The 17,246-nt window shown below is 61.5% G+C and carries 17 protein-coding genes, 1 tRNA gene and 1 pseudogene; 7 read left to right on the top strand and 12 right to left on the bottom strand.

Annotated elements, in window-relative coordinates:
- Positions 1-155: 155 nt before the first annotated feature.
- From LG30_RS0102490 to mepA, 7 genes are all read right to left on the bottom strand, one after another.
- On the bottom strand, positions 156-1,031 hold the full coding sequence (locus tag LG30_RS0102490; RefSeq protein ID WP_033129136.1) for a flagellar motor protein MotB: 876 nt from the start codon (positions 1,029-1,031) through the stop codon (positions 156-158).
- Positions 1,009-1,767 (bottom strand): flagellar motor protein, encoded by a 759-nt coding sequence (locus tag LG30_RS0102495; protein ID WP_033129137.1) that lies wholly within the window; start codon positions 1,765-1,767, stop codon positions 1,009-1,011. The genes LG30_RS0102490 and LG30_RS0102495 overlap by 23 nt, the downstream gene beginning before the upstream one ends.
- Before the next feature lie 489 nt (positions 1,768-2,256).
- Positions 2,257-2,344, bottom strand: a tRNA-Ser gene (locus LG30_RS0102500).
- 176 nt (positions 2,345-2,520) lie between these two features.
- Positions 2,521-3,138, bottom strand: a complete 618-nt coding sequence (locus LG30_RS0102505) for a TPM domain-containing protein (protein WP_033129138.1) — start codon at positions 3,136-3,138, stop codon at positions 2,521-2,523.
- Positions 3,139-3,160: 22 nt separating this feature from the next.
- The gene (locus LG30_RS0102510; RefSeq protein WP_033129139.1) at positions 3,161-3,889 is read right to left on the bottom strand and encodes a TPM domain-containing protein; all 729 of its coding nucleotides are present in this window, start codon (positions 3,887-3,889) and stop codon (positions 3,161-3,163) included.
- Positions 3,886-4,476, bottom strand: coding sequence for a LemA family protein (locus tag LG30_RS0102515; protein WP_033129140.1), 591 nt, complete (start codon positions 4,474-4,476; stop codon positions 3,886-3,888). The genes LG30_RS0102510 and LG30_RS0102515 overlap by 4 nt, the downstream gene beginning before the upstream one ends.
- A 57-nt stretch (positions 4,477-4,533) precedes the next feature.
- Entirely contained in the window at positions 4,534-5,277 is a 744-nt protein-coding gene (gene mepA, locus LG30_RS0102520) for a penicillin-insensitive murein endopeptidase (RefSeq protein WP_033129141.1), read from the bottom strand.
- A gap of 188 nt (positions 5,278-5,465) precedes the next feature.
- On the opposite strand from mepA, the gene LG30_RS0102525 reads away from it, so the two are divergent.
- Positions 5,466-6,068, top strand: a complete 603-nt coding sequence (locus tag LG30_RS0102525) for a hypothetical protein (RefSeq protein ID WP_238566370.1) — start codon at positions 5,466-5,468, stop codon at positions 6,066-6,068.
- 157 nt (positions 6,069-6,225) lie between these two features.
- Positions 6,226-6,504: an RNA recognition motif domain-containing protein gene (locus tag LG30_RS0102530; RefSeq protein ID WP_081965963.1), complete on the top strand. Its 279-nt coding sequence runs from the start codon at positions 6,226-6,228 to the stop codon at positions 6,502-6,504.
- 73 nt (positions 6,505-6,577) lie between these two features.
- Here the strand turns inward: LG30_RS0102530 and LG30_RS0102535 are convergent, their stop codons facing one another.
- On the bottom strand, positions 6,578-7,477 hold the full coding sequence (locus tag LG30_RS0102535; RefSeq protein WP_033129143.1) for an aldo/keto reductase: 900 nt from the start codon (positions 7,475-7,477) through the stop codon (positions 6,578-6,580).
- A gap of 153 nt (positions 7,478-7,630) precedes the next feature.
- Here LG30_RS0102535 and LG30_RS0102540 point away from each other — a divergent pair, with 153 nt between their 5' ends.
- From LG30_RS0102540 to ltaE, 3 genes are all read left to right on the top strand, one after another.
- Positions 7,631-8,038, top strand: coding sequence for a hypothetical protein (locus LG30_RS0102540; RefSeq protein ID WP_033129144.1), 408 nt, complete (start codon positions 7,631-7,633; stop codon positions 8,036-8,038).
- Between the two features lie 78 nt (positions 8,039-8,116).
- Entirely contained in the window at positions 8,117-8,830 is a 714-nt protein-coding gene (locus LG30_RS0102545) for a Rossmann-fold NAD(P)-binding domain-containing protein (protein WP_033129145.1), read from the top strand.
- A gap of 87 nt (positions 8,831-8,917) precedes the next feature.
- On the top strand, positions 8,918-9,934 hold the full coding sequence (gene ltaE, locus LG30_RS0102550; RefSeq protein ID WP_033129146.1) for a low-specificity L-threonine aldolase: 1,017 nt from the start codon (positions 8,918-8,920) through the stop codon (positions 9,932-9,934).
- 104 nt (positions 9,935-10,038) lie between these two features.
- Here ltaE and LG30_RS0102555 read toward each other — a convergent pair whose 3' ends face one another.
- The 4 genes and pseudogenes from LG30_RS0102555 to LG30_RS0102570 form a co-directional block, all read right to left on the bottom strand.
- Positions 10,039-10,470: a PAS domain-containing protein gene (locus LG30_RS0102555; RefSeq protein WP_033129147.1), complete on the bottom strand. Its 432-nt coding sequence runs from the start codon at positions 10,468-10,470 to the stop codon at positions 10,039-10,041.
- 122 nt (positions 10,471-10,592) lie between these two features.
- Positions 10,593-11,612 (bottom strand): response regulator, encoded by a 1,020-nt coding sequence (locus LG30_RS0102560; protein ID WP_033129148.1) that lies wholly within the window; start codon positions 11,610-11,612, stop codon positions 10,593-10,595.
- Positions 11,613-11,664: 52 nt separating this feature from the next.
- Positions 11,665-12,611 (bottom strand): annotated as a pseudogene (locus LG30_RS0102565) (LysR family transcriptional regulator).
- Between the two features lie 77 nt (positions 12,612-12,688).
- On the bottom strand, positions 12,689-13,390 hold the full coding sequence (locus tag LG30_RS0102570) for a DUF2982 domain-containing protein (protein WP_033129150.1): 702 nt from the start codon (positions 13,388-13,390) through the stop codon (positions 12,689-12,691).
- A gap of 169 nt (positions 13,391-13,559) precedes the next feature.
- Here LG30_RS0102570 and LG30_RS0102575 point away from each other — a divergent pair, with 169 nt between their 5' ends.
- Entirely contained in the window at positions 13,560-15,500 is a 1,941-nt protein-coding gene (locus LG30_RS0102575; protein ID WP_033129151.1) for a putative bifunctional diguanylate cyclase/phosphodiesterase, read from the top strand.
- Positions 15,501-15,652: 152 nt separating this feature from the next.
- Positions 15,653-17,218, top strand: coding sequence for an AbgT family transporter (locus LG30_RS0102580; protein WP_033129152.1), 1,566 nt, complete (start codon positions 15,653-15,655; stop codon positions 17,216-17,218).
- Positions 17,219-17,246: the final 28 nt, after the last annotated feature.

The following is a 17,246-nucleotide window of genomic DNA, read 5'->3' on the forward strand; positions in this document are numbered from 1 at the left end:
AATCGCGGGGAAGAAAATCGGTTTTTGCTAGCGAGGTCAAGGTTCCTATTTGAGAATCATTTTCAATCGCTTTACGGTGCAGGGTAAATCACTGGATCGTTGGAAAAATAAACTAATCGAAAAGATGAAAAACCCCGCGTGGCGGGGTCTTGTTATCAGGGGGTGAGGAGGGGAAGCGCCTGCTCTGCGGCCTTGCCTTGGGAGAGCACTATCTCCACTCGCCGGTTGGCCTGGCGATGGGCAGGGGTGTCGTTGGGGTAGCGGGGTTGAGTGTCGGCCGCCCCCTGGGCGACGACCCGCCGTGAATCCAGCTTGGGGTTGGTGAGCAGGGTGTGGACTATGGTGGCGGCTCGCAGCACCGACAGCTCCCAGTTGTTGCGATAGAGCTCCACCGGTGCCTGTGAGTTGTCGGTGTGGCCGGTCACCACCACCCTGCCGGGGATATTGGCCAACACATCGGACACCTTGTTGACCAGTGGAATGAACTGGGGCTGCAGGAAGGCTGAATCTGCGGGGAACAGGGTCTTCTCGCCGATCCGGATCACCAGCTGGCTGCCGAGCTGCTCCACCTCCAGCTCCTTGGATTCAATCTGGCTCTTGAGCTGCTGCTCCAGCTTCTGTTTGGTGATGGCGGCCCAATCCTGCTCCTTGGTCTTGTGTGGCCAGGACTGAGTCGCGCTGGGTTTCTCCGAAGCACCTATGGTCTCGTTGAAGGGATCGGCCGCGGCGGCCGGGGTCTGAGTGTCCAGTACCTGCTCCTTCTGGGAAGAGCCGGGGGTAGTCTTGGACTCGGGCTCCAGGATCCCGGTACCGCCTTGCATCACCGGGGAGCCCGCAGGCATGGAGATGAGGCCTATTTTACCCAAGGATTCGATAAAGCCCTGGATCAGTACCCGGGTCTCCGACTGCTTGGCCATGGCGAAGGAGTAGAGCACCACGAACAAGGCAAACAGCAGGGTCATGAAGTCGGCATAGGAGACCAGCCAGCGCTCATGGTTCTCCGGGGCCTCAGGCTTTTTCTTTTTGGCCACCGTGACCTCCGAGGTAGGGTTCAAGGGTCACTTGCAGCCGCTGCTGTGACTCGCCATCCACGATGCAGAGGATGCCGGTCAGGGTCATCTCCTTGTAGTGGCGGATTTGATGGGCGAACCCCTTGTAGCGGTTGCCAAATGGCAGGAAGATCAGGTTGGCGGCGCCGACCCCGTAGATGGTGGCGATGAAGGCCACAGCGATGGCACCACCGAGCTTGTCCGGTGCATCCAGCAGTCCCATGGCGTGGATCAGACCGAACACCGCACCGACTATCCCCATGGTCGGGCAGTAGCCGCCCATGGCCTCGTAAAATTTGACGGTTTGCTCGAGATCCTCGTGTTCGAATTCGATCTCGTTCTCCAGCACCTCGTGGATCTTGGTCTTCTCGTAGCCGTCGACCATCATCTGCACTCCCTTTTGCAGGAAGGGATCCTTGATGTCATCGATCATGCCCTCCAGCGCCAGCATGCCGCTGCGCCGTGCGTTGCCCGCCAGATTCTCCAGCAACTGGGCCTGCTCCAGCATGTCGAGGCGAGGAGGGGTGATGAGCCACTTGAAGCGCTTCAAGGTTTTACCCACCACGGAGAAGGGAAACTGCGTCAGGGCGGCACCCACTGTGCCCCCGATCACGATGAGGAAGGCGGGCAAGTCGAGCAGGGCGCTGGGATGCCCCCCCTCAATGAGGTTGCCACCCAAAATGGCTGCCAAGGCTAACAGCAAACCGATCAGACTCATGTGTCCGTGTCCCTATGCGAAAAATGTGGCTAGTGTATCCACTTAACTATCAGTTTTTCAAAATGATATCCAATCGGTGAGCAATATCCGAGAGGCTGAACCGAATGTGGTGACCCTCTTGTTTCGGCCCGGCTGGCAGAATCATGAGCATTAGGTTCAGACTCCCATCACATCCTGCTGATGGATTTCAGCCCGGCGGCAGAATAAAGCAGGTGTAATGGGGGAGTGCGAGGCCTGTGGGTGTCTGGCCGCCTGGGGGGGTATCGGGATGGCTATCTTAAAATCGATACCAGAAAGCAAAAAACCGACCCTGAGGTCGGTTTTTTTAATTTGGCGGTGGGTCGGGATTGACTCGCGCCATCCCTGGCGCTCGCCCTGCGGGCAGCCTGCGGCTGTCCTGCCCCCTTGTCGAACCAGGGTTAGAATCGAGCCGCCCGTCATCGGATAAAGTAAAAGGGCCTGTCTTGCGACAGGCCCTTTTACTTTATTTGGCGGTGAGGGAGGGATTCGAACCCTCGATACGTTGCCGTATACACACTTTCCAGGCGTGCTCCTTCAGCCACTCGGACACCTCACCAAATTTTTTACTGCTGTTTAACGTGTTCAATCGCCACGTAGTTCGCTGCGCCGTTGCGCCGGAACGGGGCGTAATTTAGGGGAAAGCTGGCCATGGGTCAATCACTTTTCCCCTTATTTTTCATAATCTTTATCGAGTGTTTATCCCTTGAGCAGAATGGCGGTTTTTTAAACCCTTCAAGGCTTGTCCAGGATGATCAGGCTGTCGGGCAACTCGTTCTGATCCCGGGTGGCTGGGAACGCATCGGTCAGGATGGCGCTGGTGCGCTCGACACATTCGAGGAAACCTTGCTCGACCTCCTTGTTGCGCACCCGCACCACGAAGTCGTCGATGATCTGCTGCCACTGGGCATTGTCGATGTGCTGGGCGATACCGTCGTCAACCAGGATTTCCACATAGTGCTCGGCCACCGAGACGAAGATCAGCACCCCGAGCCTGTCCCGGGTACGGTGCAGCCCCTGCTCGACGAACTGCAAGCGCGCCATCAGGGACGCCCTGTGCTGGCGTACCTTCTTCGGGATGAGCCGCATCTTGATGGGGGTCCAGTGAAACAGGAGACTGAGCAGCAGCCAGACCGACCACTGCACCAGCAGGATCTCGTACCAGCCGAGCCAGAAACCGAGTTGGAACACCAGCAAGGGAGTGAGCATGGCCAGCAGGGCCGCCCAGAGGGTCGGAATGTAGCGGTAACCGTCGCTGGCCGGGGCCAGCACAGTGACCAGCTCGGCGTCCGTGGCCAGCTCGGCTTGTCGCACCTTGGCCTGGAGGGTGTGATAGAACTGTTTTGAAATCATTATGTTGTCTCTTGATCCCTGATTACCAACCGCCGGAGGCGCCGCCGCCACCGAAACTGCCACCCCCGCCGCTAAAACCGCCGCCGCCACCGAAACCGCCGCCGGTGCGTCCGGCACCGAAGCCACCGGCCAGATAGGCGGCTCGACGACGACCACCGGGACCGCCACCACCACCGCGCAGGTTGTGCAAAACGATCATGGCGATCACCACCAGGATAAACAGCCAGGGGCCGCCCCCCTTGTCCTCCTTGGCGACGTCCGTCGGTTTGTACTCACCGGCGAGGGCCTGCATGATGCCCTGACTGCCGGCGACGATGCCGGCCACCATGTCACCGCGCTTGAAGGCGGGCAGGATCCGGGTCTGAATGATGTTGGCGGCGATGGCATCGGGCAGGGCGCCTTCCAGGCCATAGCCCACCTCGATGCGTACCTTGCGTTCATCCTGGGCGATCAGCAGCAGCACGCCGTTGTTCTTGTCCTTCTGGCCTATTCCCCAGTGACGACCGAGCTGGTAGCCGTACTCCTCGATGGTCTCGCCGGCCAGGGTATCGATGGACACCACCACCAGCTGGATACCGCTGCGTTTCTCAAAGGCCGCCAGTTGTTGGGTCAGCTGGTGGGCCTGCGTGCGGGACATCAGGTTCGCCTGGTCCACCACCCGGCCGCTGAGGGCAGGGAAGCTGGGGGCGGCGTGCAGGGCCGCCGTCCACAGCAGCAGGCAGGGGAGCAGGGCGCGCAGCATCCAACTCATTGGAAGCTGACCTTGGGCGCCTCATCGGTGCCTGGCTTGGCGCTGAAGCTCGGCTTGGCGGTGAGATCCGAGTAGAGCAGCTTGGACCAGATGACGCCCGGGAAGGTGCGGATCTCGGTATTGAACTGACGCACCGCCTCTATGTAGTCGCGGCGAGCCACGGCGATGCGGTTCTCGGTGCCTTCCAGCTGGGCCTGCAGGGTGAGAAATTGCTGATCCGCTTTCAGATCCGGGTAGCGCTCCACCACCACCATCAACCGGGAGAGGGCGCTGGAGAGCTGGTTCTGGGCCGTTTCAAACTCCTTGAGCTGGGAAGGGTCGCTCACCTGCACGCTGCCAACCCGGGCACGAGCATCGGTAACCGCCTTGAGGGTCTCCTGCTCGTGGCTGGCGTAGCCCTTGACGGTGGCCACCAGATTGGGGATGAGATCGGCACGGCGCTGGTACTGGTTCTCGACCTGGCCCCAGCTCGCCTTGACCTGCTCATCCAGGGTCGGGATGTTGTTCATGCCGCACCCGGTCAGCCCCAGCAGCAGGGTCAACATCAACAGGCTCTGGGTGGTCTTGTGCCAGAGAGAAGTGGCCATCTCGTTGTCTCCATTGGATCTATTAAGTTTGGCGTATGACACCATACCAGCTTGTGGTCAGCCGCCACAACGGCTGGGTAGGGTCGGGGGCTGGTAGCTCATCGACACCTTGGGCAACTGGGGTTTGTCTTTCAGCCAGGAGGCTAGCTCGGCGCCGCAGCCGTTGCCGGGTGGGATAGGGGCCTGAGGCTGGCAATCGGGGCTACCGGCGGGGCAGCGCAACCGGACATGGAAGTGGCTGAAGTGGCCGACCCAGGGCCGCAGCTTGGCAACCCAGGGCTCATCCCCCGCCCGTTTGCAGACTTCGGCCTTGAGCACGGGGTTGATGAAGATGCGCGCCACCTCGGGCTGGTTGGCTGCCAGGCGCAGCAGCGTGAGCTGCTGGGGCCCGAAGCGACCGGGCAATACCCGGTAGCTGGGCTCGTCGATCAGCGCCCACTCCTTGGGAGCATCCTGCTCCCATTTGCTGATGGGCCTGTCGGCCATCCGAAACCAGATGTCGGCGTCGAGGCCGGTCTGGTGGCTGCGGTGGCCGGAGCTGAAGGGGCCGCCCCGCGCCATGGCCAGATCGGCGATGTAGAGATCCGGCATGCCGGCCATCTTGGTGCGGCTCGCCAGCCCCTGCAGGTAGTGAATTAGATCGGGGTGGCCGTAGTAGCGCAGGCGCTTGCTGCGAATGACCTGATAGCCGGGTCCCGACAGCGGCAGGGCCACGGCATTTTTCAGGCAACCGGCCGAATAGCCACCGATGGCTTCGGCATAGAGGGCACTGGTCATGAACAACAGGCTGGTGGCAAGCATAGGGTGTCCGGCAATGGTGCCACTTCAAGTGGACTTAAGAGTGGCTTGGATGGTTCCCATCATATCAACAAGCCCGCGCCGTCGTCATCCGTCCCGCCGCGCGGGTTGCCAGGGGTGGGCGGGCTCGCGCACAATGCGCGGCAATGCAGGAGCAGCCCGGCTGCCCGAGTCCATGTGAGGAGTATGAGATGAGAGTCAGTGAATTGGCATCACAGGCAGGGATCTGCTGGTTGATGCCGCCGGTGGTGCGCTTCTACGGGGTCATGAGCAGCCTGCTGCTGGCGAGCCTGGGGACTGTGGTGGCCGCTGTCGGGCTGGGGTATCCCGAGATGGGGCTGCTGCCCTGGGTCGGTCTGGTATTTGGCGGCATAGTGCTGCTGATGATGATCCTGCCCCGTAACTGGCAGCGCTGGCGGCTGGCCGAGCTGGCCTGGGATGAGCGCCACCTCTATCTGCTCAACGGCGGTAGCGACAAGGCACTGGCCCTGCCCAGGACGGCGCTGGTCGGCATCGAGCGGACGCGCCAGATAGGTCACGATGGCCAGTGGCTCGCGTTCAGCCTGGATCTACGGCTCGATCCCAAAGCCCTGGCCGATGCCACCACCTTGCTGGGCCTGACCCGGGAGGCGACTCATGAGGTGGCGCCCGGCATCTATCGTTTCGGCTTTAAGCGGGCCTGGCACGGTCGTCGTGCCCTCGATGGGATCCTGAGCGCCTTGCAACCGCCCCAAGTTGACTATTTTCTCGACAATTTGCCACAAAGCTCAGATACTGCCTCTGATTCGAATTGATCTTTTCTGCTCCGATAGTCCAAGAGATCAACGGCTTGGGCCACGGGGTGGGGAGTGCCATGGCATGATGCCGTGGCAGGTCCGGCATGGGGGTTGTGCCCTTACTTCTATGCTGGTGGATGCATAGATAAGGCACCTTGAATCGAGAGTGGATGGCATGAAGATTTACGTAGGTAATCTGTCGTACCGGATGACGGCCGACGAACTGACAAATGTGTTCAGCCAATTTGGAGAGGTAGAGAAGGTCGATATCATCATCGACCGCGATACCGGTCAGTCCAAGGGATTTGGCTTCATTGAAATGCCTGTCAACGGGGATGCCGAGAAGGCCATCGCCGGATTGCATGGCACCGAAATAGGCGGCCGCACCATCACAGTCAATCAGGCCAAACCAAAGACAGATGCACCTCGTGGTCGCCCCCAGCGCCATCGTTGAATCGTCTCGATAACGCAAAACGGCATGGATCACTCCATGCCGTTTTTGTTTGTGGGCGGTTTGCCTGCGAGGATCAGGGCACGTCGTAACCGAGCGCGGCCTTGCGGATGCGGAACCACTGCTGGCGATTGAGCTGAATGGATTCGGCGGCGACGGCGGCGGCGATCCGCTCCCGCTTGCCGGAGCCGATGAGTGGCAGCGGCTGGCTCGGCAGCATCATCACCCAAGCGTAGACCACCTGCTCGATGTGCTGGGCACCCACCTCCTGGCAGATCTGCTCGAGCTCGGCGCGCAGCGGGCCATAGGCCGGATCGTTGAACAACTGGCCGCCACCCAGACAAGACCAGGCCATCGGCTTGATGCGCAATTGCTGACACTGATCGAGAGTACCGTCCAGTGTTGCGCCCTGGTTGAGCGGCGAGATCTCCAACTGGTTGGTGACCAGCGGGAAGGGCAGGCGGGACTGCAGCAGCTCGAATTGATGGGCGGTGAAGTTGGAGACGCCAGCGTGTTTGATCTTGCCCGCCTGTTTGAGGCTGATGAAGGCATCGGCCACCTCGTCGGCATCCATCAGGGGATCCGGGCGGTGGATCAGCAGCAGATCCAGATGGTCGGTGCCGAGTTTTTGCAATGAGGCCTCGGCACTGGCAATGATGTGGGCCTTGCCGGTGTTGTAGTGGTTGAGGGCATGCTCCGGCTTGGCGGTGAGGGCGATGCCGCACTTGCTGACGATCTCCATGCGTTCACGCAACGAGGGCTCGAGGCGCAGGGCGTGACCGAAGGCCTCCTCGCACTGATAGCCGCCATAGATGTCGGCGTGATCTATGGTGGTGACCCCCAGATCCAGATGGTATTTCATCAGATCCAGCAGGGCCGTGGGGGAGAGCTGCCACTCCATCAGGCGCCAGTAACCCATGATGAGGCGGGAGAAGGTCGGGCCCTCGGCATGCAAGGCTAAGCGGGATACAGACATGATGACTCCTTGGGGGATAGATAATAAAGGCAGAATAAATGCTGTCAGCATCTTGGTCTCATCTGGCGGACAAGGCAATAATGCGCTCCTCGTGAATTCGAACTTTGGTTCTGAAAAGAGGGCTGGAGTCAGACAGAATATGGGGAGACTGTCATGGAAGGATTTGCCGGCAGGCTGCAGAGCCTGATCGGGGAGGGCAGTGTCAGCGCCTTCGCCCGCAAGGTGGGGCTGAGTGAGGCGCTGATCCGCAAGTACCTGAAAGGAGCCGAGCCTGGCCTTGGCAAGGCGAACCAGATCGCCATGGGGGCCAACTGCTCGCTGGAGTGGCTCGCCACCGGCTGCGGTTATCTCTATCGCCAGGCCGAGGTGGTGGACAGAGAGGCGCTGGCGGCAGCGGGCTCCCTGCTGCAGGAGCGGCTCCCTGAGCAGCCGTTGCCCGGTGAGCAGCAGCTGGTGATCCTGCTCGCGTATTATCAGTTTTTGCGCAGCCACAAGCAGGCAGACGGTTTTCTGGATCTGGCGCGGGCGAGGGAATTTGGCCGTCATCTGACCGAGGCCTGAGTCCTCGGGATGCGTACGGACACGGCCGTTCATTCTTCTGATACCCTCTAAACAAAGGGCAAATCCAAGGACATGGAGATGGGCTATCTGATCCTGGGCAGTGGTGGGTTGGGCACGGCGCTGGCGCACGAATTGGCTGCCCGTGGCGAAGAGTGGTTGCTGGCGGGCAGGCAGTCGCCAAGGGGGCTGGATCCTACCTGCTACTTTCCGCTGCAGGAGGTGGACCCGCTCTCCTTCGAGGCACTGTTCACCCTCTATGACGGCGCCAGTCTGCCGACCGTGGTGATCAACACCATAGGCCTGCTGTCTGATCTCAACCACATGCCAGAGCGGCGGGTGGAGGAGGTCACACCCCAGTGGCTCTGCGAGAGCCTGCAAGCCAATGCCTGGCCCCAGCTCGCCCTTGGCGCCAACTTGAGCCGACTCATGGGGCCGAGCTCCCGCCTGTGGCTCTGCAGCCTCTCCGATCTGGCGGGCAGCCTGGGCGGCCTCGAGTCAAACGGCCAGGGTGCGAGTCGCTATAGCTACCGGATGAGCAAGGCGGCGCTCAACATGGGAGCCAGGATCCTGGCCGCCGAGTGGGTCGACCGCTTCCCCGGAGCGGGGGTCATTACCGTGCATCCCGGGCTCATGGATACCCCCATGCAACAACCCTTCAAGAGTGAGCTCGACAGGACCTTGCTGCAGGATCCCACCCAGGTGGCCCCGCGGCTGCTTGACCTCATCGCGGGCCTGACGCCAGCCCAGTCCGGCAGCTTCCTGGACTTGCAGGGCCAGCCTCTGCCCTGGTGAGCATCGGGCTCACATTCCCGCGTCCCATCCCTTGCCAGCTCCGCCCTGGCTGGTTAATGTCATCCCCCTGCATTCAGGAGGATGACCATGCGCTACATCGATTTACGAAGTGATACCGTGACCCAACCCACGGAAGCCATGCGCCAGAGCATGTTGCACGCCGAGGTAGGCGATGATGTCTACGGGGAGGATCCCAGCGTCAACAGGCTGGAGCAGCAGGGTGCCGAGCTGCTGGGCAAGGAGGCGGCTCTGTTCGTGCCATCGGGCACCATGTCCAACCTGCTGGCGATGATGAGCCATTGCCAGCGCGGCGAAGGGGCCGTGCTCGGCTCGGCCTCCCACATCTACCGCTATGAGGCGCAAGGCAGTGCCGTGCTGGGCTCGGTGGCCCTGCAACCGGTGCCCATGCAGGCCGATGGCTCCCTGGCGCTGCATGACCTGAGTGCTGCTCTGGCCCCCGATGACGCTCACTTCGCCCAGACCCGGCTGGTCTGCCTCGAGAACACCCACAACGGCAAGGTGCTGCCGCTCCGCTATTTGCGCGAGGTGCGGGCCTTCGTCGACAGCCGGGGTCTGCAACTGCACCTGGACGGTGCCCGGCTGTTCAATGCGGTGGTGGCGAGCGGTGAAACGGTGCAGGCCATCGCCGCCCCCTTCGACAGTGTTTCCATCTGCCTCTCCAAGGGGCTGGGTGCCCCGGTGGGCTCCCTGCTGGTGGGCTCCCGGGATTTCATCGCCCGTGCCAGACGGCTGCGCAAGATGCTGGGGGGCGGCATGCGCCAGGCGGGGATCCTGGCCCAGGCCGCGCTGTTTGCCCTGGATCAGCACGTGACCAGGCTGGCCGACGATCACCGCCGTGCCAGACGGCTGGCAGAGGGGTTGGCCACCTTGCCCGGCATAGTGCTGGATCTGGCCGAGGTGCAGACCAACATGGTGTTCCTGCGTTTGAAGGAGGGAGAAGCGGCCCCGCTGCTGGTCTTCATGAAGGAGCGCGGCATCCTCTTCTCCGGCTACGGCGAGCTGCGGCTGGTGACCCACCTGCAGATCACCGACGACGACATCGACGAGGTGATCGATGCCTTCACCGAGTACCTGAGCGCCTGATGGTGGCGGCTTCGCAGATCAAGCAGGGTCATTCAGAGCAATGACAAGAAGGGCGCCTTGAGGCGCCCTTCTTGGTTCTTTACTTGTGCGGGTGAGGAGCGGGATCAGCCTTGGCGCTGGCCCATGATCAGCATGGCCTCATCGGTGGCATCGTAGATCATGATGGCCAGGTGGGTGACCTCACCGCCAAAATCGGCCAGGGGCACCAGGGTCAGGTTCTGGTACATGTGCGGCGCCGAGCCCGTGATGGGGCGGTAGTTGGAGAAGCGCAGCAGGTAGGGGCGTTGCTCCCAGGTGCTGAAAGCACGGTTGTTGAGTTTGAACACCATGTTCGCCTTGCGCTCGAGCCAGGCCCTGTCGACGTCGGGGAAGAGGTCAAACAGCACCTGATCCCGCACCGCACCGGCCAGCCGGCCGCTGTGACTCTCCATGAAGCCGTTCCACACCTGCACCCTGTAGCCCTTGTCGAGCACGACCAGCCCCACGTCCAGGTTCTGGACTATGTTCATCAGCCAATGAAATTCACGGATTTCCATGGTCACTCCCGGGGTATGCGCATGATGTTGTTATGGATGCTGGCAATAGGCTCTTCGGTAAACGACTAGGGCATATGCCTGATGTTGTTATTGATGTTGGCGATGGCATCGTCAGCAAACCGCTAGAGCATATGCATGATTTTATTGTTCATGGTGGCGATGGAATCTTCGGTAAACAGCAGCAACAGATCGCACTGCACCGCATGCCCCTGGATCCGGTAGTTGATCTCGATGGCCAGGGTACGGCGCCAGCGGCTCTGGTTGGTCTGAATAAGATCCTGAATGGATCTGTGTTGACCGAGCACCACAGGATGACCCTGGCTAAAGGGGGTGTCGAGCTGGTTGGCATAGCCGCGCAGGAAGGCGCCGATCAGCACGTTGGCGGTGTCCATCAGCAGCTCCAGCTCGGCGTTGTGATCCAGCTCGCCCTGGTGGTTCATCAAGCGGGCGAGATCCTGGAAGCTGGCATCGTGGAACAGCAGCAGGGCCTCGCCGGCGATACCGGCGCCGATGAAGCCCTGGCAGACGGCGGAGAGGGTATCCGACTCGGCGGCGGCCGAGAGCGCCATGTGCAGCTCAGAGACCTCCAGCACATTCACGTTGGGGATGGGCAGCAGCACGAAGGCATCGAGCAGGCGGGCCAGCAGATCGGCGGCCTGACCCATGGCGACGTTGGCGAGCTCCTGATAGACATCCCGCAGCTCGGGCGTGAACGAGATGGCGCTCTGCAGCGGGGACGGGCTGAGATCCGGGGCGGCGGCGAGCGCCGCCGGCGTGGCCGTCTGCCACAGACCGTGCTGACGAAGGAGGGCTCGCAGAGTCTCGGGGGAGGCGGGTTTCTTGATGAAGTCCAGGGCCCCCAGCGCCATCACGCGCTGATAGGCTTCCGGCTGGATGTCGCCGGAGACCACGATCACCTTGTTGCGCAATCCCTCCCGCTGGAGGGTTTCCAGCACGCCATAGCCATCCATCTGGGGCATGGTCAGGTCCAGAAAGATCAGGTCCCCGTGGCCCATCAGGATCTGCTCTACCCCCTCCAGACCGTCTGCGGCCTGATGAAGGTTGACATGCCAGTCGGCAGGCAGGGCGCGGGCCAATTGTTTACGAGCGAACCCCGAGTCATCACATATCAATACATTCATAGTGTTAGCGGCCTGTGCAACGAGCATTGCGCTAAGTGTGCGCCATCAATCGTCAGATGCAATGGGCAGGGGCATCGCCGGTAAAAATTGATCGTCCCGTTGATGGCTGCGGTAGCGTGCGGAATATTTTTCAACGAATTCGGCGAACATCTTAACACGCAGCGGGGTGAATTGGGGTTGGCAGAGCAGCATGTAGAAGGGGCGACGGCCCGATTGCCAGTCCGGCAGGACGGCGACCAGTTGCTCATCTTGCAAGAAGGGGTGCACATAGTGCAGCGGGGCGTTGACGATGCCGAGGTGGCGCCTGGCGGCTCGCACGGCAGCCTGGGTCTGATTGACGTTGAGGCGAGGGACTCGCTTGATCTGCACCACCTGCTCGCCCTGATCGTCCCGCCCGGTCAACTGCCAGTGCTGGTGGGGCCAGCAATGGATGAGATCGTGCTCTTCCAGCTGGGCCGGGTGTGAGGGGGTGCCCATCTTCTCCAGATAGAGGGGGGAGGCAAACAGGCCGTACTGGATGTGGCCAAGACAGAGGGCGTTGGGCAGAGACTGGGGCAGCTCACCGTTGAAGAACACCAGATCCCTGTCCTGATCACAGAGGGGGGCGTGATCATTGGTCTGGCTGATGTCAAATTGCACCTGGGGATAGCGCAGACCGAAGTCCGCCAGCATGTCGACCAGGATGGTATTGGAGAGGGCGATGGGGGCGGCGAGGCGGATCAGGCCGCTGATGTCGTGCTCCTGGCCCTGGATCTCGCCGGTGGCCTGCTCTATCTCGGCGAGCGGAGTGCACAGGCGTTCGTAATAGCGCAGCCCTTCATCGGTGAGGCGGAGCTTGCGGGTGGATCTGTGTAGCAGGCTGCAGCCGAGCTGCTCTTCCAGTTGGGAAATTCGTCGACTGATGGTGCCGGTCGGCATGCCCAGCGCGGCGGCGGCGTGGGAGAAACCGCCCTCTTGCACCACCTTGACGAACAGATAGAACTCTTCGATGTACTTCATAAGCGGCTTAGGGGGTGTTTGTAACAAGCCGGAGACCTTATGAAGAGTCGCCGGGCTTGGCAAGCGCAATCCGGCGTTTAATTGATCTGGATTAGATTCGACTCGCGCCGGTATTGGTTCAGCAAATGGACGAAATCGGCAGGGGGGCGGTCCAGGCTGTTGTCCGGCACCAGCAGATCATACCCCAGCAGATCCCGCAGCCTGACCATGCGGTTGCCCAGCATGGCGATCACCCCCTCGTAGCGCTGACCCGAGGGGGAGCGAAAGCGGCTCTCCTCCAGCAGACCCTCTCCCAGCAGCCCGGCACCGCAGCCACCGGCGGGGCAATCGGAGCCTTCACTGCGCATCGCCTGCAGCAGCACGGCCCGCTGCTCGGTCAGCAGACGCACGGCCAGTCTGGGTGTGATCAGCGTCAAAAAATCGTCGTAATCTTTTATCTTCAACCCGATGTAGGGCAGGGCCACCAGATCCCAGCCCAAATGAATACGCGGTTGGTCAATACGTTGAATATTTCTCCATTTCAGGAGCCAGCCACCGTACTTGTGGTGATATTGCAGGCAATCCTGACACAGAGAGAGGCTAAAATGAGGCTCACCCAACTTCAGCACCCCGACAAGAACTGTCAGCAAGCCGACCAGCAGGGCGGATATGGCAGGGATTAATAGTTGTTCATGGAGAAAAAAAAGTATAAAAATCATAGCAATGGTTATGACCATGCCCAACAATATCAGTGTGAGTCCATTTCTTCTGACCATGGGGATCACATGTAGCGTTTTCATATGATGTCTGCCCCTTCTCGCGTGCATGTTTCCAGATTATGGGCCGGATCGGATTTTGTACCAGCACGGGGGAGCGTTCAGGAGCCTGCCGTGGCTGGTGTTTGCTATGAGCTCTCAGCATGAATCATCACCTTACATGAATACGCTAGACGAACGCCTGCTCCATGGGATGGATGTCCTCCATACGCCCATCTGGGTCTATGACATCCAGCGTCATCACATCTATTGGGCCAATGGCCCCGCACTGGGGTTGTGGGAGTCGAGCTCCCTGGCCGAGCTGCAATCCCGCGACTTCTCGGCCGACATGGCCGCCGCCATCGATCTATTGCTGCAACGCTATCTCGGCGACTTTCAGCAGGGTCGCAGCTACAACGAGTGGTGGACCCTCTCCCCGAAGGGGGTAAAAAAGCAGGTCTATCTGCGGCTCTCCGGGGTCGAGATAGCCGGACGGCTGATGATGATGACGGAGGCGGTGATCGATGCCGACACCCTCTATCAGGAATCCTCCCTCGCCACCGGCGACACCCTGGCTTGCTTGTTCGACAACGAGGGGCGCCTCGAAAGCGGCAACCACCATTTCGACATGTGTTTCGGGGCGGGCACCACCCAGCTGACCCAGATTTTCTCCGGTTGTGACGAGGTCTTTTATCGGCGCCTGTCTCGCCTTGACGAGGTGGTGGCCGAGGGGGAGTGCCGCACCCTCAAGGGGATGCGCTGGTTTCAATACCAGTTTCGCCACATCCAGCAAGGGGCCCGGATCCTGCTCACCATGCGTGACATCACGGATCGCAAGCTCGAGGAGCTTGAGCACCGTCACCTGGCCTGGCACGACTCCCTCACCGGCCTGCTCAACCGCTACGGACTGATGAAATCCCTCGAGGCCTATTGCGGCCTGGGGGGGCGCTTCGCCCTGGTGTTCATGGATCTCGACAACTTCAAGCTGGTCAACGACAACTACGGCCACAAGGCGGGGGATCGCCTGCTGGAGCGGGTGGCTGGGCGGCTCAAGCAGATCTGTCCGCGGGACGTGGAGCTGGCGCGCCTCGGCGGGGACGAGTTCACCGCCCTGGTGCCGCTTAGCAACTCCAGCGACAGGGCGCAGGAGGTGGCGGATCTCATGCTCTCCCAGATGACCAAGCCGCTGCAGCTGAGCGGCGTGCCCGAGGTCACTATCGGCGGCAGCATCGGCATCGCCATCTACCCGGACGATGCGGACGACGGCGACAACCTCATCACCCGCGCCGACATGGCCATGTACCAGGCGAAGCAGATGGGCCGCCTGCGCTGGCAGCGCTTCACCCCCAGCATGCAGCAGACCCTGCACCGCAAGCTCACCCTGAAACAGTTTCTGGCCAAGGCCATAGGCCGGGGCGAGCTGAGCCTGCGTTATCAACCCCAGGTTGACGTGGCCCAGGGCAAGCTCATCGGCTTCGAGGCCCTGCTGCGTTGGTACAACCCTGTGCTGGGGCACGTCTCGCCGGCGGAGTTTATTCCGCTGGCCGAGGAGATGGGGCTCATTCGCGAGGTCGGCAACTGGGTGCTCTCCACCGCCTTGTGCCAGATGGGGGCCTGGCAGCGCCAGTGGCAGGTGCGGGTGCCGATGTCGGTCAACCTGTCCGGCTTCCAGCTATCCGCCAGCCTGCCCGCGTTGGTGGCGCAGCAGCTCAAGGCGTTTGGCGTCGAGGCCAGCCTGCTGACCCTGGAGCTGACGGAAACCGTGCTGATGCTGGACATGAAGGGCTGTATCGAAATCCTCGACGCCCTGAGCGAGCAGGGGATCAAGATAGCCATCGACGACTTTGGCACTGGCTACTCCTCCCTGGCCTATCTCAACCGGCTGCCCATCGACACCATCAAGCTGGATCGCTCCTTCGTGGTCGGCCTGAACCTGCCGGTGATCCGGGCCACGGTCGCCATGGCCACCAGCCTCGGGCTCGGGATCCTGGCGGAAGGGGTGGAGGAAGAGCACGAGCTGGCGGCCCTGCGCGCCCAGGGCTGTCACGTCTTCCAGGGTTTCCTGTTCAGCACCCCCATGACACCGGCCGAGGTGGCGGAGACGGGCTTCGGGATCCGCTGCAAGGTGGGGCATTTTCCGCTGACGAGCGGCTGACGCTGCCGCAGATAATGTGCGGTATGTCGCGTTTTTGAAGCGCGACATGCCAAATTAAACATAATTAATCTAATTTTTGTCTCACGTTATGGGATTCATTAGACGTTATCGCTAGTATGCGCGCTCATTCCTTGGTCATGGAGTATCACCAAATGAGTCAGGCTACTACCAACGAGCGTTCTGCCAACCCGTCAAAGGGTTGGTTGAATCGCTTCCTGAACGGGGTCGAGAAAGCGGGCAACAAGCTGCCCGATCCTGCCATGTTGTTCCTCTACGCCCTGCTGATCGTCTGGGTCGGCTCCTGGGTCCTCTCCCGGTTCTCCTTCGATCTGGTCAATCCCCGCAGCGGGGAGGTCGTGGTGGTCAACAACCTGCTGACCGGGACCGGGCTGGCCGAGTTCCTCGCCAGCATGGTCACCACCTTCACCAGCTTCGCGCCGCTCGGCATAGTGCTGGTGGCCATGCTGGGGGTCGGCGTCGCCGAGCAGTCCGGCTTCATCAATACCGGCCTGAAGAAGCTGCTGAAGGTCACCCCGGCCCGTTTCCTGACCCCCATGCTGATCCTGGTGGCCATCGTCAGCCACACCGCGGCGGACGCGGGTTATGTGCTGGTCATCCCCATCGGCGGCATCATCTTCCACGCCGCCGGACGCCACCCGCTGGCGGGGATAGCCGCCGCCTTCGCCGGGGTCTCCGGTGGCTTTGCCGCGAACTTCCTGCCCTCCGGCGGGGACGCTCTGCTGCAAGGCTTCACCCAGTCGGCGGCCCAGTTGCTCGACCCCGATTATCTGGTCAACACCCTGTGCAACATCTTTTTCACCGGCGCCTCCTCCCTGCTGATCATCTGCGTGGGCTGGTTTGTCACCGAGAAGGTGGTGGAGCCGCGCCTCCAGCATGTGCCGCTCAACACGGATCTGGCGAGTGCCGACGAGATGGGGCGCTACAGTGCACGGGAGAGTCGGGCCTTCAACTGGGCCGGCTTCGCCATGCTGGCGGCCATCGTCCTGTTGGGGCTGGCCCTGACACCGGACGACTCGCCGATGCGGGCCGCGGATGGCTCGCTCACCACCTTCGCCGCCCCCGTGATGAAGTCCATCGTCCCGCTCATCTTCCTGCTGTTCATCCTGCCCGGCATCGTCTATGGCTTCGTGGCGGGCAACTTCAAGAGCGGCAAGGACGTGATCGACGCCATGTCGGCCACCATGAACAAGATGGGTTCCTACATGGTGATGGCCTTCTTCTGCGCGCTCTTCATCAAGGCCTTCGGTGACTCCAACCTCGGCACCCTGTTGGCGCTGTCCGGCGCCGAGGTGCTCCATGCCCTGGCGCTGCCGGGGGAGGTGACCATAGTCGGCATGATCCTGCTCACCGCCACCGTCAACCTGGTGGTGGGCTCGGCCTCCGCCAAGTGGGCGCTGATCAGCCCCATTCTGGTGCCCATGCTGATGGCGGTGGGGATCTCCCCCGAACTGACCCAGGCGGCCTACCGGGTGGGAGATTCCTCCTCCAACATCATCACCCCGCTGATGGTGTTCTTCCCGCTGGTGGTGGTCTATTGCCAGCAGTATGTGAAGAGCACCGGGATTGGCACCCTGGTTTCCATGATGCTGCCTTACTCCCTGGCCTTCCTGGTGAGCTGGACCTGCTTCCTGCTGCTGTACTGGGCGCTGGGCTTCCCCCTCGGGTTGCAGGCGCCGTATGTGTATCCTGTCCCTTAAGGGGAAAGAGGGGCCTTGGGCCCCTCGC

The organism is Aeromonas aquatica (assembly GCF_000764655.1).
GTDB lineage: Bacteria > Pseudomonadota > Gammaproteobacteria > Enterobacterales > Aeromonadaceae > Aeromonas > Aeromonas aquatica.

Bases quoted from the DNA above. Each gene is read 5' to 3' on its own strand.
- LG30_RS0102525 (WP_238566370.1), top strand. From the start codon at position 5,466: ATGAGAGTCAGTGAATTGGCATCACAGGCAGGGATCTGCTGGTTGATG.
- LG30_RS0102495 (WP_033129137.1), bottom strand. From the start codon at position 1,767: ATGAGTCTGATCGGTTTGCTGTTAGCCTTGGCAGCCATTTTGGGTGGC.
- mepA (WP_033129141.1), bottom strand. From the start codon at position 5,277: ATGCTTGCCACCAGCCTGTTGTTCATGACCAGTGCCCTCTATGCCGAA.
- LG30_RS0102580 (WP_033129152.1), top strand. From the start codon at position 15,653: ATGAGTCAGGCTACTACCAACGAGCGTTCTGCCAACCCGTCAAAGGGT.
- LG30_RS0102510 (WP_033129139.1), bottom strand. From the start codon at position 3,889: ATGAGTTGGATGCTGCGCGCCCTGCTCCCCTGCCTGCTGCTGTGGACG.
- LG30_RS0102540 (WP_033129144.1), top strand. From the start codon at position 7,631: ATGGAAGGATTTGCCGGCAGGCTGCAGAGCCTGATCGGGGAGGGCAGT.
- LG30_RS0102535 (WP_033129143.1), bottom strand. From the start codon at position 7,477: ATGTCTGTATCCCGCTTAGCCTTGCATGCCGAGGGCCCGACCTTCTCC.
- LG30_RS0102530 (WP_081965963.1), top strand. From the start codon at position 6,226: ATGAAGATTTACGTAGGTAATCTGTCGTACCGGATGACGGCCGACGAA.
- ltaE (WP_033129146.1), top strand. From the start codon at position 8,918: ATGCGCTACATCGATTTACGAAGTGATACCGTGACCCAACCCACGGAA.
- LG30_RS0102505 (WP_033129138.1), bottom strand. From the start codon at position 3,138: ATGATTTCAAAACAGTTCTATCACACCCTCCAGGCCAAGGTGCGACAA.
- LG30_RS0102575 (WP_033129151.1), top strand. From the start codon at position 13,560: ATGGATGTCCTCCATACGCCCATCTGGGTCTATGACATCCAGCGTCAT.
- LG30_RS0102570 (WP_033129150.1), bottom strand. From the start codon at position 13,390: ATGAAAACGCTACATGTGATCCCCATGGTCAGAAGAAATGGACTCACA.
- LG30_RS0102560 (WP_033129148.1), bottom strand. From the start codon at position 11,612: ATGAATGTATTGATATGTGATGACTCGGGGTTCGCTCGTAAACAATTG.
- LG30_RS0102545 (WP_033129145.1), top strand. From the start codon at position 8,117: ATGGGCTATCTGATCCTGGGCAGTGGTGGGTTGGGCACGGCGCTGGCG.
- LG30_RS0102515 (WP_033129140.1), bottom strand. From the start codon at position 4,476: ATGGCCACTTCTCTCTGGCACAAGACCACCCAGAGCCTGTTGATGTTG.
- LG30_RS0102555 (WP_033129147.1), bottom strand. From the start codon at position 10,470: ATGGAAATCCGTGAATTTCATTGGCTGATGAACATAGTCCAGAACCTG.